This window comes from Labrenzia sp. 011 (genome assembly GCF_003075075.1).
Classification (GTDB): domain Bacteria; phylum Pseudomonadota; class Alphaproteobacteria; order Rhizobiales; family Stappiaceae; genus Roseibium.
Window position 1 is genome coordinate 149,754 of the sequence record NZ_QCYM01000004.1, and the last position, 14,073, is coordinate 163,826.

Sequence of the window (14,073 nt, forward strand, 5' to 3'; positions counted from 1 at the left end):
GGACAAAGATAAAAAGGCTCAGCCACGATGACGGCCTTGGACATGGTTCAAGACGGCTCGCCTGTTATGAATTCCGGTGAAACGCCATCACCGGAAAGTGCCCGCATCTTTCGCCTGTTCGGCTGGATCGTATTGGCCATCATGACGGCGTTTTTGCTCAACAACTATCTGACATACTGGCAGGATCTTCCCGGTATTGCGCCGATCTACGGCGGAGCGGCCAACGGGTCGCTGCCGGTCTTGTGGTCATGGCTGCAGGTTGGGATCTATGCGGTGTTCCTTCTCGGGGCCACCGCCTATGTTCTGAAAAGCGGGCGGAGCCTCCGAGAGGACAGTCGCACGATCAGCGACATAAATGCCTTTCTGATCCGCGCAGCATTCTTCGCGGTGCTCATTGTCGGCCTGACCGACGCCGTGATCTCGTTCCTGCGAATCGAGGATTTCCTGTCCGGCATCGTCGGAGAGCAGCTTGCGGACAATCTCGGGCGGGCCCGGTTTCGCGGACCCTATGTGCACATGCCGCTGATTGCCCTGTCGGTGGTGATCGCCGCCTTCACCCGCACGCTCGGTTTCACCTGGCTGGCGCTTCTGGTTGTCGTGGCGGAGCTTCTGATCGTGATCGGGCGGTTCGTGTTTTCCTATGAACAGGCGTTTCTGGCCGACCTGGTGCGCTTCTGGTATGCGGCGCTGTTCCTGTTCGCCAGCTCCTACACGCTGCTGGAGGAGGGACACGTGCGCGTGGACGTCTTCTACGCGAGCTTTTCCCCCAGAACCAAAGGCATCGTGAATGCCGTCGGATCGGTGATCCTCGGCATGAGCCTTTGCACGGTCATCCTTGTCATCGGCATGGGTGGCAAGCAGAACATCATCAATAGTCCCATCCTGACATATGAGACGACGCAGGCCGGTTTCGGGCTGTTCGTGAAATACCTCATGGCGGGCTTTCTTGGCGTGTTCGCGGTTTCCATGATGATCCAGTTCGTGTCCTACTTCATGGACGCGGTCGCCGATGTTCGCGGCGAACCGGGCGGCCGGGATCACGAAAGCCATTCTATTCAATAGCGCCTGACGAGACCGCTCGATATGGAACTTTTCTTCCTTCTTCTTCTAGTTCTCCTGATGGCATTTGCGCTCGGGGCCGGTTTTCCGGTCGCCTTCGCCCTGCCCGGATCCGCCATTATCACCATCGGCATCGCCGCCGGGACGGGCTATCTGCTCGCAGGCGACACCGCGGCCTATTTCTCTCACGGCGGCCCGAGCCAGTGGCTCAGTGCCGGGGTGACCAACTTCAGAGGCATCTACTGGGAGGCCGAGCGGGATACGCTGATCGCCATCCCGTTGTTCGTCTTCATGGGCATCATGCTGCAGCGCTCCAAGATCGCCGAGGACCTGCTGGTGACCATGGCGCGCCTGTTCGGCCCGGTTCCGGGCGGTCTCGGCATTTCGGTGGTGTTTGTCGGCGCGCTTCTTGCCGCAACGACGGGTATTGTCGGGGCAACGGTTGTCGCCATGGGCCTGATCTCCCTGCCGGCCATGCTGCGCAACAATTACTCGGTGCCGCTGGCGACGGGCACCATCGCCGCATCCGGCACGCTCGGCCAGATCATTCCACCGTCCATCGTGCTCATCATCCTGGCTGACCAGCTTGCCAGCGCCGTCGATCAGGCGGGGTCGCTGCGCCAGACACTCTACAAGTCGAGCACCGGCGAACTTTCCATGCCGTCGGACTTTTCCGTGGTCTCGACAAGTGCCGGGGAAATGTTCCTGGGGGCGTTCCTGCCCGGGCTGGTGCTCGTCGGACTCTACATGCTGTTCATTCTGGGGTTCGCGCTGCTCAACCCGAAATCGGCGCCGGCCGTCCATCAGGAGGGCACCTTCACGCGCCAGTTCGCGGTCCGGGTCGTCCTTACGCTGGTTCCGCCGCTGGCGCTGATCTTCCTCGTGCTCGGCTCGATCATTGCCGGTGTCGCCACCGTCAACCAGGCAGGGGCCATCGGCGCCGTCGGTGCCATGGTCATGGCCGGCTACCGGCTTCGCGACGGCGAGCGCGGCGCCTATTCCCCCGCGATCCTGGCCATTCTGGCCCTGCTTGGTCTTGCCGTGGTCATCGGATTTTTCGGTTCGGTGAACATCAAGCTGATCCAGACCAGCGACGACCTGGTGGCCCTGGTGCTGGCACTGATCGCGGTCTCCCTGCTGCTGATCGCGATCTTCTGGTCGGGATGGCGCACGCTGCAACTTGAAAACACGCTGCGCGGCGTCATGGTGGAAACCGCCAAGACCACGTCGCTGGTGTTCATCATCCTGCTGGGCGCGGCCATGCTGACCTCGTCCTTCCGGGCGTTCGGAGGCGAGGAACTGGTCAAGGATTTCCTCCAGGGACTGCCTGGCGGTTTCTGGGCGCAGTTCCTGATCGTGATGCTGGTGATCTTTGTCCTCGGCTTCTTCCTCGACTTCATCGAAATCGCGGTGGTGGTGGTGCCGATCGTGGCGCCGATCCTGCTGGCGGATCCGGAAGCGAACGTCACGGCCGTATGGCTCGGCGTGATGATCGGTCTGAATATCCAGACGTCCTTCCTGACGCCGCCCTTCGGGTTCGCGCTGTTCTACCTGCGCGGTGTGGCGCCGGCGGTGGTCCGGACCCTGGACATGTACAAGGGCGTGATCGCCTTCATCTGCCTGCAGCTCTTCGCGCTCGGGATCGTCGGACTTTATCCGCAGCTGGTGAACTATCTGCCGAACCGGTCGACGCTGCTGTCGGAAACGGCGCCGCCGCCGAAGAATCCGCGGCTGCAGTATTGCATGGAGACCCTGGTCTACGAGGAATTCCAGCAGAACGGCGACAGCATCCGGCAAGCCATCGACGCTGCCGGGAAGATCGACATCAGTTACCTGCCGGAGGATCTGCGTGAGGACCTGACCGAGAGCTTCGAAAAGGCGCGCGAAGCGATGCCGCAGATGCTGGCCATCCGCGAAGCGGAACTCAAGGTGGCGGAGGCCGCCGTAGCCTACAAGCCGGTTCACGTCGAGGTCCGTGCTCTGGAGCGGGACGCCCGCAGGATCGACGAGCAGATCGAGGAGCTCAAGGTGGTTGTCACCCGTTCCGGCGGTGGCGGGATCTACACCGAAGCGCAGGGAGAACGCGCACAGGAGCGGATCGATGCCCTGCAGCGTGAGCATGACGCTCTTCTGGCGCAGATTCCCTCCGACTGGCCGGATGTCTACGCCACGTTCGCCAAGATCCAGAAAGCCGAAAACACCGCGCGGCTCAGCTATCGGCGGACTGTCGATCAGGCCTATGAACCGATCATGGAGCTGAAGGCCGTGCTCGCGGATACGGATCTGGTGGCGAGTTTCCGGCCCGAGCTGGAAGCGCTGAAAACCGAACTGCCGGGGCTTGACCCGAAAGCAGCCGAGGAAGCGATTTCCGAGATGCGTTCCAGGATCGGCGAGGCGGAAGGCACAAGCGATATCCGCAAGGGATTGAGCGAAGCCCGCAAGATCATGCGCAGCCGCACCCCGGATGCGGATGAGGCCCTGGCCGAAATCGACAAGTCCATCGCGGCACTGGAAGCCGATCTGGCCTGGCGCCAGAAGGCTGCCACGGAGATCCTGCCGCAGTTTTCGGCCTATGACGCGGCGGTCGGGGACACGATCGGTCTTCGCCAGCAGGACCGGTTGCCGAAGGACATGGCTCTCGACGTTGCCGCCTGCATGTCCAATCACCGGGATGTCTCGCTGAGTTTCTGACGAAACTGACAGCAACACCATGAACAGCAAGCCGGGGGAGCGATCCCCCGGCTTTTCGTTTCAGGGGGCTGGTGTCTGCTGAACCTGCGGCTCTTGTCTCGCCGGTCACGCATGTCTCCGGAACCCGGCCGTGCCGCCGAAGCGTCAGACCGGCGCGGCCCTTCCCGAGTGCGGATTTGCCTGTCTCGAGTGGGTCGGGTTCAGGGACGGGAGATGGTTGAGGGGCGGGACCGGTTGGCGGCGGTTGACATCACCCCCACTTCACATCGCAGGCGAGCATGTAGCCGGAACCGTAGATGGTGCGGATATGGGCCGGTTCGTTCTTGCGCGTGAGCTTCTTGCGGATGCGCGAAATGCGCACGTCGATCGACCGGTCGAGGCTTTCGTCGCGGCCGCCGTGTTCGAGAAGGTAGTCCCGGGTGAGCACCCGTCTGGGGGCCCGCAGCAGGGCTTCCAGCAGGGTTGCCTCTCCTGTGGAGAGGAAGGCCTCCTCGCCCTCCGGTGAGGTCAGCAGGTGGGAGGAGGGCTGATAGATCCAGCCTTCGAAACGGGCCTGTTCGGCGCCGGCTGCCGGCTGTGTCCGTCCTGCGGCGCGGCGCAGGATGGAGCGGATACGGGCAACGACCTCGCGCGGGTCGAACGGTTTGACCACATAGTCGTCCGCGCCGAGCTCCAGTCCCATCACGCGGTCGCTGGAGTGGCCTCTGGCGGACAGCACGATGATCGGCACGGAGGACTGCCGGCGGATCTCGTTGATCAGGGCCATGCCTTCCATGTCCGGCAGGCCCAGATCGACGATACAGGCATCCGGCTTGTCGTGAGCGAGCGCGTCCAGCATCCGGGTCGCGGTCGGGAAGACATGACCCTCGATGTTGAACTGGGTCATGGCATCCAGCAGCAGGTTGCCGATTTCCGGTTCATCGTCGACGATGAAGACCGTGGGTTTCGCCACCGGTTCGGAGTGTGTCTGCAAGGCTCGGTCCCTGGTCATTTACGGTCCTGGACATTCGGAAGGCGCGGTTGGGGATGTGGCGAGTATCCTGTGGAGGATGTCCGCGAGCTGATCCTCCGCGAAGGGTTTGGCAAGCACCGGAAACTCGCATTGCGCGTCCTGACCGGCCAGGGCCGACCAGTCGGCGTAGCCGGACATGAGAGCGATGGCGAGGTCTTTGCGTTTGCGGTGAATTTCCCGGGCCAGCGCCAGGCCGTTGACCTGTCCGGGCATGATGATGTCGCTGAGCACGGCGCGCAGTTCCGGCAGGTTCAGGGCAAGGCTGCGGGCATCTTCCGCGCTTTCGGCACGCAGAACGGAATATCCCAGATTCTGCAGCTGCTCGGTGACCGTATTGGCGACATCCGGATCGTCCTCGACCAGCAGCAGAAGTTCCCCTTTGCCGCGCGGCGGGGGTGTCGCCAGCCGATCGGCAGGGGTGCCACCGGCACCGGCTTCCAGCCGTCTGAGGGGCAGATAGAGGGTCAGATAGGTGCCGATGCCCAGGGCGCTGCTGATCTGGATGGCACCGCCGGACTGGCGGATGAAGCCGTAGACCATCGACAGGCCCAGCCCGCTGCCCGTGCCGAAGGTCTTGGTGGTGAAAAACGGTTCGAAGACCTGCAGCTGCGTCTGGGGGTCCATGCCGCTGCCGGTGTCCTCCACCATGATCTGCGCATAGGCACCGGCGGGAACGCCAAGGTCGTCGGCTTCCCGTTTCCCGAGGCGTGTTTCGGTGAGGGCGATGCGCAGCGTGCCGCCTTCGGGCATGGCGTCGCGGGCGTTGAAGGCAAGATTGATGAGCGCCGTTTCCATCTGGGTGGGATCTATCTGCGCGGCGATATCCGGGCTTTCGATCTCTGTCTTCAGGGTGACGCAGGACGGCAGGGAGCCTTCCAGAAGCCGGCCGGCACTGGTGATCACCCGGGCAAGGGAGACGATCTGCGGGTCGACGGCCTTGCCGCGGCTGAAGAGCAGCAGGCGCTGGATCAGGTCGGAGCCCCGTTTGGTGGCTTCCAGCATCGGCGACAGTTTCGCGTCGAGGGTGTCCTTGCTGATCGGCGTGTCCATCCGGCCCAGACTCAGGAGATTGCCCATCAGGATGGCCAGCAGGTTGTTGAAATCATGGGCCAGTCCGCCGGTCAGCTTGCCGACCGCATCCATGCGCTGGGACTGGACCAGCGCGGCCTCGGCCTGTTTCTGATCGGTCGCATCCAGCGACAGCACGAAGATCCCCAGTGTGCGGCCGTCCTGGGTCATGTCGGGGATCAGGGTGGAACGCATGTAGGCGGAGGAGCCGTCGGGGCGCTTGCGCTGGTATTCGTAGCTTACCGCATTTCCCTCGAAGGCCCGGTTGATGTGCGGTTCCAGTTCCCTGAAGAGTTCCGGACCGACGACCTCCCGCGCGGAACGGCCGGCGATCGAGGCAATGGACTGGCCGAACCAGTCCGCATAACGGCGATTGGCGAAGCGGAACACCGGGCCGGGACCGATATAGGCGATCAGGGCGGGAATGTTGTCGGTCACGAGCCGCAGCCAGTCTTCCGACTGCTGCAGGGCGCGGGTGCGTTCCTCGACCGTGCGCTCCAGCTTCTTCTGGCGGTGCCGGTCCTCGGTCACATCCGAATAGGTGGTCACGAAGCCGCCCTGCGGCAGCGGCGTGCCGGAGACCGCGATGATCTGCCCGTTCGGGCGGATGCGCTCGAAATAATGCGGTTCGAAGAGCTTGGCCCGCTCCAGGCGCCGCCGGATCTTGCCCTCGATATCGCCGGGGCCGTATTCGCCGCGCTCCGCGTTGACACGCAGGAAGGCCTCCAGATGGGTGCCGCGCCGTGCCAGGTCCTGCGGGAAATCGAGCATTTCCCACAGTCCGCGGTTCCAGGCCACCAGCCGCAGATCCGCATCGAAGGCCGAAAAGCCCTGGTTGATGTGATCGAGCGCGGCCTGCATCAGATCGAGCTGTGTCTTCAGCTGCTGTGTCTCCTCCATGAAGAGGAGACTAGTGCAAAACGCAGGCGGACTGAACCGCTTTGGCGTAGCCTGTTTGGAGGAGGGCGGGCCTGTGCTGCTGCGCCAGCACGCCGGTCATCGCCGGGAGCGGTCGCAGGACCCGGGCATGTTGCGCGATACCGCCGTTTTCAGCGTTTCTCCCGCCGCGCTCAGGGCTGGGTATCGTCCTCGCGCTCGGCCTCGGCCTGTTCCGCGGCCCAGGTCCCTGCGGCCTCGACCGCCACGGGGCTGGCGGTGGGCAGAACGCTGAGATAGCTCTCGGTGTCTTCCAGCGGAATCATGGGGCGCTGGGTCATGCGATAGAGGGCGTATAGGGCGATGGCGCAGAAGGTCGTGCCCAGCACCAGCCAGAACGCGTAGGGGCCGACCTGCTGCATCGCCCAGCCGGTCAAAAGCGGTCCCAGGATGGCGCCCACCCCGAAGGTCAGCACGAGACCGCCGGACGCGGCGGGCATGTCCTCGAGCGACAGGGAGTCGTTGGTATAGGCCAGGAACAGGGCATACAGCGGGGTCGTCACCCCGCCCGCCAGGAAAGCGGCGGCCATCAGGTGCCACAATCCGCCGTCATTGAACCAGCCCAATGCGCAGGAAGCCGCGCCGATAGCTGCAGCCCCGAAGATGAGCTTGCGGCGATCGACCCGGTCCGAGAGCCAGCCGACAGGATATTGCAGCACCAGGGCTCCGGCGAACAGCATGGCGACAAACAGGGCGATCTGTGTGGCGGACAGTCCGATCTGGGTGCCGAAGACCGCACCCATGCCCGACTGGGTGGCGTAGACGTTGCCAAGCAGAAAGATCCCCACCGTGCCGAGGGGCGACCCGGAGAGAAGCTCGCGCAGGGGCATGGGGCGGGCGACTTCGGCGGCCGGAGTGTGGGTGACGGACAGCAGGATGGGCGCGAAGGAGATCGAGACAAGGATCGAGGCGCCGATGAACAATACGGCGGTGCCCGCATCGCCCAGGGTCAGCAGCCCCTGGGCGCCGATGATTCCCAGGGTCTGGGCGATCATGTAGGTGGACAGGACCTTGCCCCGCGTCTCGTTGGTGGCGGCATCGTTCAGCCAGCTTTCGGCGGTCACATAGATGCCCGACATGCAGAACCCCACGAGCAGCCGCAGGATCGTCCAGGCCCAGGGTTCGGTCAGCAGCGGAAAGGCGATCAGTCCAGCCGACATGAAACTGCCCAGGGCCGCGAAGACACGCACATGTCCCACTCGCCGGATCATGGTCGGGGTCAGGCGGGCACCCGACAGGAACCCCATGAAATATCCGGAAGTGACAATGGCCAGCTCCGCCGCCGAAAAACCCTCGATACCGCCGCGCAGGCCGATAAGGGTGAACTGCATGCCATTGCCCAGCATGATGAAGACGATGCCGATCAGAAGCGCCCAGACACCGGACAGGACTTGCAGCATGAGATGGCCTTTCGCGACCGGAACCCCTCCCTCGGCAGATGTGTCGCACGTCTCCCGATCCGCCGACTTCGCTGCAGCGCCACAAGCCTGTCTGTTTCCGACAAGGTCTCAATCGTGATGCCGGAGCCGCCGGGTTGGAGCACCGGCAACCGCGGCCGCGTCAGAGGCTTCTTGGCGAAAATCCGCAGCAGGGCTTGCATTGGCCCTTCCGGATGAATAGCTGCGGGACAAGGAGACTTTCATGAAACATTTCTCACTGCTCGATCTGTCGCCGGTGCCGGAAGGCAGGACGGTTGCCGATGCGCTCGCCAACACGGTCGATCTGGCCCGTGCGGCGGAGACGGCGGGCTATCACCGCTTCTGGCTGGCGGAACATCACAACATGCCCGGCATCGCCAGCGCGGCGACGGCGGTGGTGATCGGCCATGTGGCGGCGGCCACGACAAGCATGCGCATTGGCGCCGGCGGGATCATGCTGCCCAACCATGCGCCGCTGGTGGTGGCCGAGCAGTTCGGAACGCTGGAAACGCTCTATCCCGGGCGGATCGACCTGGGGCTGGGCCGTGCGCCGGGCACCGACATGGCGACCGCCAGGGCGCTGCGCCGTCACATGGCGCCCGAGGACAGTTTCCCGCAGGATGTGGCCGAGCTGATCGGCTATTTCGCCGATGCACAGGAAGGCTCTTCCGTGCGGGCCATTCCGGGCGAGGGGACCCATGTGCCGGTCTGGATCCTCGGGTCCAGCCTCTACGGCGCGCAGCTCGCCGCCTATCTGGGCCTTCCCTATGCCTTCGCCTCGCATTTCGCGCCGGACATGCTGGAAGAGGCGCTGGCGATCTACCGGTCCTCGTTCAAACCCTCGGCCAGGCTGTCGGAACCCTATGCGATGATGGCTGCCGGGGTCTGCGCGGCGGACAGCGACGAGGAAGCCGCCTTTCTGCGGTCCTCGCAGGTTCTCGCCTTCGCCCGGCTGCGCATGGGCCGCCCCGGCAAGCTGCCCCGTCCGAGCGACGATCCGGCCGCCGAAATTCCCGCGCCGGTAATGGCACAGGTCAACCACGCCCTGTCCTGCTCGGCGACGGGATCTCCGGCGACCGTCAGGGACAGGCTGCAGGGCCTGATCGAGAAACACAGGCCCGACGAACTGATGGTGACCGGCATGATCCACGACCCGGCAGCGCGGATCCGCTCATTCCGGATCGCCGCGGAGGTGCTGACGGACTTGCGGGAAACACCAAAGACCGCATGAGAAAGGCGCCTGCGGGAGAGGTGTCTGAGAGGCAGCGTGTCTCGGCAGTCGCCTTGACCGCACAGACTGCCGCCTCGCCCCGGGGCCCATTCGCTTTTCCGCTTGCTGAAGCAATGGTGGTTTGAGTGAGACGTGCTGCCTGCTTTTTCAGTCTGGTGCGATGAGCCGCGTGATCGGAGCCTGCCGACTGGAGCGGTCTTCGGAGACACCCAATTGACTCTCTGCGAACGAGTAGGCCCCGGCTCTGCGCTGCGCTTGGCCGGGGAGTCGCGCTGGGGGAACCTGCGTGACTGATCCGCCATCTGCAGGGGCTCCGTCAGCAGTCGCCTTGATCTCAGAATCTGTCGTCTTGCTCCGGAGATTCCCCGGACGCAGCGCAGCGGAGATCCGGGGTCCACTCGCTTTTCCGCTTGCTGAAGCAATGGTGGTTTGGGCGAGACGTGCTGCAGGATTTTCAGGCTGCGCGGTTTTGCGTGATCGGAGCCTGCCGACTGGAGCGGTCTTCGGGGATGCCCAATTGACTCTCTGCGAACGAGTGGACCCCGGCTCTGCGCTGCGCTTGGCCGGGGAGTCACGCTGGGGGAACCTGCGTGACTGATCCGCCATCTGCAGGGGGCTCCGTCAGCGGTGGTTTTGACCGCACAACCTGCCGTCATGCTCCGGAGATTCCCCGGGCGAGCGGAGCGAGACCCGGGGCCCAATCGCTTTTCCGCTTGCTGAAGCCGTGATGGTTTGCGCGAGACGTGCTGCAGGGTGCGGGAGCGTTTCCGGATCCGCCAGTTACCGTTCTTAGGAGACCCCGTGCTGAACCGCGAATGGGTCTGACGCGGGATCTTCGGTCCAGCTGTATTCGGCGCATCGCGCCAGGTGTCTGGCGGTGTCTTGGTCCAGAAGGCGGGAAATCACCGCCAGACTCATGTCCATGCCTGCGGATACGCCGGAGGAGGTGAAGAACTTGCCGTCCTCCACCCAGCGGGCCTTGCCGATCCAGTCCACCTTCGGACCGAACTGGACCGCCCAGTTGAATCTCATCTTGTTGGTGGTTGCCTTGCGGCCATCGAGAACGCCGGTGCTGGCCAGAAGGGCGCTGCCGGTGCAAACGCTCATGACGATGCCGGCCTTGCCGCAGGCGGTCCTGATCCAGTCGTGAACCGCCGTGTTGGCCTTGTCCACCGGGGTGCCCGGCCCTCCGGGCACAAGCAGCAGATCATAGGCGTCACCCTCATCCAGCAGGCGGTCGACAGCGATTGTCTGGCCGCTCCTGCAGGTGACGGAACCGGCGGTCTCGCCGACCGTGACGATGCTGAACTCCTCAGGCAGCCAGCCGAAAAACTCGAGAGGGCCGAACAGGTCCAGTGTCTCGAAACCGGGAAAGATCAGGGCGCCTATGGATTTCATGTGATGATCCTTTTCAGATCCGGAAGGGGCGCCTTCCGGGGGCATTCAGGAAACGCCCGTCATCACTGGCAGAACTTCGTGAAGATTTCGGCCTCGCGACAGTCCATGTGGCGCGCCCGCACAGGACATCGCCTTGTCCCGCGGTCCGCAGTCAGGACTTTCGCCGGATGGTTCCGACGAGTTCCGTTGCCTCGGCCAGCGTGTTGGAAATCGTGCCGAACTTGCGCAGGTTCCTGTGCAGCAGATCGAGCCGCTGGTCGGTCTCGTCCGTATCGACAAGGATCTCATAGTCGATACGGACCATCTTCGGCGGGCTGTCCTGGCGCACCCCATGCAGGGTGATCGCCATGTCCCGCAGGTCGAATTTCAGCATGGGCGCGACGCGTTCGGCCCCTTTCAGCATGCAGGCAGCCAGACTTGCCAGCAGCATTTCGGCCGGATTGAAGGCATCGTCGCGGCCGGCCATGTCCGTGTCGAGCACGATGCGGGCCTCCTTGGTGCGGGCTTCGGAGCCGTGGCTGTCGATCCGTCTGGCGGTCACTTCGTACTCAAGCATCATTCCCATTCCATCTGCTGGAAGGCGGTCTGGGCGTTGCGGCCCGCGAGCGCCTCGAATTGTTCCAGATAGGCAAAGGCCGACTGGTCGACCTGCGGCGCGTCGGTGATGTCGCCACCGGCGTCGATCAGCGCGCCGATCCGCATGCGCAGGTTCATCAGGTAGTCATAGGTGTCGGCGCGGGCACGGGCCATGGTGGTGGGGCCGCCGTGGCCCGGAACCACATGGGCCGCGCCGGTGGCGGCAACGGCCTCGAAGGCGGCGGGCCATGCGGAGATGGAGCTCTGGTCGCCGACCCCGAGAATGCGTTCCACATAGACGATGTCGCCGGTGAAGACCGTGTCGCGGGCGGGCACCCGGACGAAGGCGTCGCCCGGGGTATGGGCGGGGCCGGGGTGGACGATCTCGAAGGTCAGTCCGCCGAGCTCGAAGGTGTAGGCGTCGGTAAAGGTCACGTCCGCATGGGCCGGTTCCGTCCCCGCAAGGGCGTCGCCGATGAGCTGCGAGAGTGCGGACAATTGCATGGAGCCGCGGGCCTGCTGGTCCGCAACCGCCGCCTCGGAGGCAATCACGGTGGCGCCCTGCGCCTGCCAGTAGCCGTTGCCCAGCCAGCGGTGATCCTGCCCGCCGGTGTTGACCACATGGGTCACGGGCCGGTCGGTCACACCGCGGATGGTCTCATGCAGCGCCTCGGCTCCGCGCCAGGATCCGCCCGGATCGATCAGCACGGCCCCTTCCTCGGTGACGACAAGGCCGAAGGTGGCGTTGTTGGCGAGGTTTTCGGGGCTGCGCTGGGCCTTTTCGCCGACGATGGCCCACACGTCCTGCGCGACGGGGCGGACGTCGAGGGCCTGCGCCCGGGCGGCGGCCGGCAGGGCAAGAAACGCCAGCCCGAGCAGCGCGCGGATCATGCCGACAGCCATCCGTCGAGCCTTTCGGCATCGGGCAGGCCGCCCGCGTGGACCAGCTTGCCGTCGACGGAAATGCCCGGGGTGGACATGACGCCGGCCATGGCGATGGATTTGGCGTCGGTGACCTTTTCCACCTGGACATCGACGCCGAGTCTTTCGGCGGCGGCCTTCACCATGGCTTCGGTTTCCGCGCAGCGCTTGCAGCCGGGGCCGTAGATCCTGACGGTTTTCATGGGTTGGGTCCTTTCACGAACTGACGCGGGCCGGGACGGCCGCGCGAAGGGAAGGCGAGCTGGAGGGCGTCCGCCCTCACGGTCACATGAGGAAGTTGAACAGATAGCCGGTGGCCAGGATGCCCGCCGAGACGACGCCGGCGAAGATGGCGATCAGCCGCAGCTTCAGCACCTGCTTGAGGATGATCATTTCCGGCAGGGACAGGGCGATCACCGACATCATGAAGGCCAGCGTGGTGCCGAGGGCTGCGCCCTTGCCCAGGAAGGCCTCGACGATGGGAATGACACCGGCGGCATTGGTATACATGGGCACACCGATGACCACCGCCGAGGGAACCGACCACCAGGCGTCGCCGCCCATGACCTTCAGCATGATGGCTTCGGGCACATAGCCGTGGATCGCCGCGCCGATGCCGATGCCGGCCAGCACCCAGATCCACACCTTGCCGACGATCTCGCGCACCTGCCCGACGCCGACCTTCAGCCGGTCCACCATGGTCAGGCTGTCCTCGGGAAGATCGCCCGCCGGACCGGCGGTCAGCTCGCGCACCCAGTCCTGCAGGTAACGCTCCAGCTTCAGCCGGCCGAGCACATAGCCCGCGACAGTGGCGATGGTGAAGCCGAAGACCAGATAGACCGTGGCGATCTTCCAGCCGACCAGCCCGTAGAGCAGTCCGAGGCCGACCGGGCCGACCATCGGTCCGGCGATCAGGAAGGAGAAGGTGACGCCGAGCGGAATACCGGCGGAGACGAAGCCGATGAAGAGCGGCACCGAGGAACAGGAGCAGAAGGGCGTCAGCACGCCCAGGAGGGCGGCCAGCGGATAGCCCCAGATCTGGCGCTTTCCGGCGAGGATGGCGCGGGTCTTTTCCGGGCTGAACCAGCTGCGCAGCACACCGGTGACAAAGACGATGCCGGTCAGCAGCAGCAGCACCTTGGGCACGTCGTAGACGAAAAAGGCGATGGCCTCGCCGGTGTGGCTGTCGCGGGCGACCGGAAACAGGGAGGTCACCCATTCGGAAAAGGGGATCAACTGGCCGTAGACCAGCCACCAGAGGATGGCGGCGGCGGCCACGCCGGCATACCAGACCCAGTCGGGTGTTGCGCGCCGCAGGGCGCTGTCGTGCGTTTCGCTACTCATGCCATTTCCTGTTCGAGCAGTTTTTCGGCCTTCAGCACGGCGGTGACCACCGCCCTGAAGTCCGGTTCAAGATCGGGATTGCGGCGGAAACGGACCCATTGGGCATCGCGCCGGGCGATGACGAGACCGGCCTCTCGCAGCACCTTCATGTGCCGGGACACCCGGCTCTGGCTGGCGTCCAGCCGCTCCATCAGCTCACAGACACAATGCTCGCCTCCGTCCCAGACGATGGCCAGGGCGGTGCGGCGGGTGGGGTCACAAAGGGCGGTGAGAATGTCCTGCATGCGATCATGCTTATGCGTTCTGGCGCATATGCGCTTTGATGCATGTCAATTGGGGGCAGAAGGGGCGGGGTCAGTTCCTGCCGGTGTCCCGGCGTTTTGGGAGTGGCGGCTTTGAGATTTAAGTCGTTTGGTTGT

General features: G+C 64.5%; 12 protein-coding genes. 3 read left to right on the forward strand and 9 right to left on the reverse strand.

Features of this window, described 5'->3' with window-relative positions:
- Positions 1-66: 66 nt before the first annotated feature.
- Complete coding sequence (locus DCO57_RS06880) at positions 67-1,062, forward strand: TRAP transporter small permease subunit (protein ID WP_208977841.1); 996 nt, start codon at positions 67-69, stop codon at positions 1,060-1,062.
- 21 nt (positions 1,063-1,083) lie between these two features.
- Positions 1,084-3,750 (forward strand): TRAP transporter large permease subunit, encoded by a 2,667-nt coding sequence (locus DCO57_RS06885; protein ID WP_116698127.1) that lies wholly within the window; start codon positions 1,084-1,086, stop codon positions 3,748-3,750.
- 250 nt (positions 3,751-4,000) lie between these two features.
- On the opposite strand, the gene DCO57_RS06890 is transcribed toward DCO57_RS06885, so the two are convergent.
- From DCO57_RS06890 to DCO57_RS06900, 3 genes are all read right to left on the reverse strand, one after another.
- Positions 4,001-4,741: a response regulator transcription factor gene (locus DCO57_RS06890; protein ID WP_116698128.1), complete on the reverse strand. Its 741-nt coding sequence runs from the start codon at positions 4,739-4,741 to the stop codon at positions 4,001-4,003.
- Entirely contained in the window at positions 4,742-6,730 is a 1,989-nt protein-coding gene (locus DCO57_RS06895) for a PAS-domain containing protein (protein ID WP_116698129.1), read from the reverse strand.
- A gap of 170 nt (positions 6,731-6,900) precedes the next feature.
- Positions 6,901-8,166: an MFS transporter gene (locus DCO57_RS06900; protein WP_116698130.1), complete on the reverse strand. Its 1,266-nt coding sequence runs from the start codon at positions 8,164-8,166 to the stop codon at positions 6,901-6,903.
- 241 nt (positions 8,167-8,407) lie between these two features.
- Between DCO57_RS06900 and DCO57_RS06905 the strand changes: the two genes are divergently transcribed.
- The gene (locus DCO57_RS06905; RefSeq protein ID WP_116698131.1) at positions 8,408-9,415 is read left to right on the forward strand and encodes an LLM class flavin-dependent oxidoreductase; all 1,008 of its coding nucleotides are present in this window, start codon (positions 8,408-8,410) and stop codon (positions 9,413-9,415) included.
- A 789-nt stretch (positions 9,416-10,204) separates the two neighbouring features.
- Here DCO57_RS06905 and DCO57_RS06910 read toward each other — a convergent pair.
- The 6 genes from DCO57_RS06910 to DCO57_RS06935 all read right to left on the reverse strand — a co-directional run bounded on the left by DCO57_RS06910 (position 10,205) and on the right by DCO57_RS06935 (position 13,938).
- Positions 10,205-10,813 (reverse strand): DJ-1/PfpI family protein, encoded by a 609-nt coding sequence (locus tag DCO57_RS06910; protein WP_116698132.1) that lies wholly within the window; start codon positions 10,811-10,813, stop codon positions 10,205-10,207.
- A gap of 151 nt (positions 10,814-10,964) precedes the next feature.
- Positions 10,965-11,369, reverse strand: coding sequence for an OsmC family protein (locus tag DCO57_RS06915; protein WP_116698242.1), 405 nt, complete (start codon positions 11,367-11,369; stop codon positions 10,965-10,967).
- Positions 11,369-12,292: an MBL fold metallo-hydrolase gene (locus DCO57_RS06920; RefSeq protein ID WP_116698133.1), complete on the reverse strand. Its 924-nt coding sequence runs from the start codon at positions 12,290-12,292 to the stop codon at positions 11,369-11,371. The genes DCO57_RS06915 and DCO57_RS06920 overlap by 1 nt, the downstream gene beginning before the upstream one ends.
- Positions 12,277-12,513 (reverse strand): thioredoxin family protein, encoded by a 237-nt coding sequence (locus DCO57_RS06925; protein WP_116698134.1) that lies wholly within the window; start codon positions 12,511-12,513, stop codon positions 12,277-12,279. Before DCO57_RS06925 ends, DCO57_RS06920 begins: the two co-directional genes overlap by 16 nt.
- 82 nt (positions 12,514-12,595) lie before the next feature.
- A complete protein-coding gene (locus DCO57_RS06930; RefSeq protein WP_116698135.1) occupies positions 12,596-13,654 on the reverse strand; it encodes a permease in 1,059 nt (352 codons plus the stop codon).
- Entirely contained in the window at positions 13,651-13,938 is a 288-nt protein-coding gene (locus tag DCO57_RS06935; protein ID WP_116698136.1) for a metalloregulator ArsR/SmtB family transcription factor, read from the reverse strand. The genes DCO57_RS06930 and DCO57_RS06935 overlap by 4 nt, the downstream gene beginning before the upstream one ends.
- Positions 13,939-14,073: the final 135 nt, after the last annotated feature.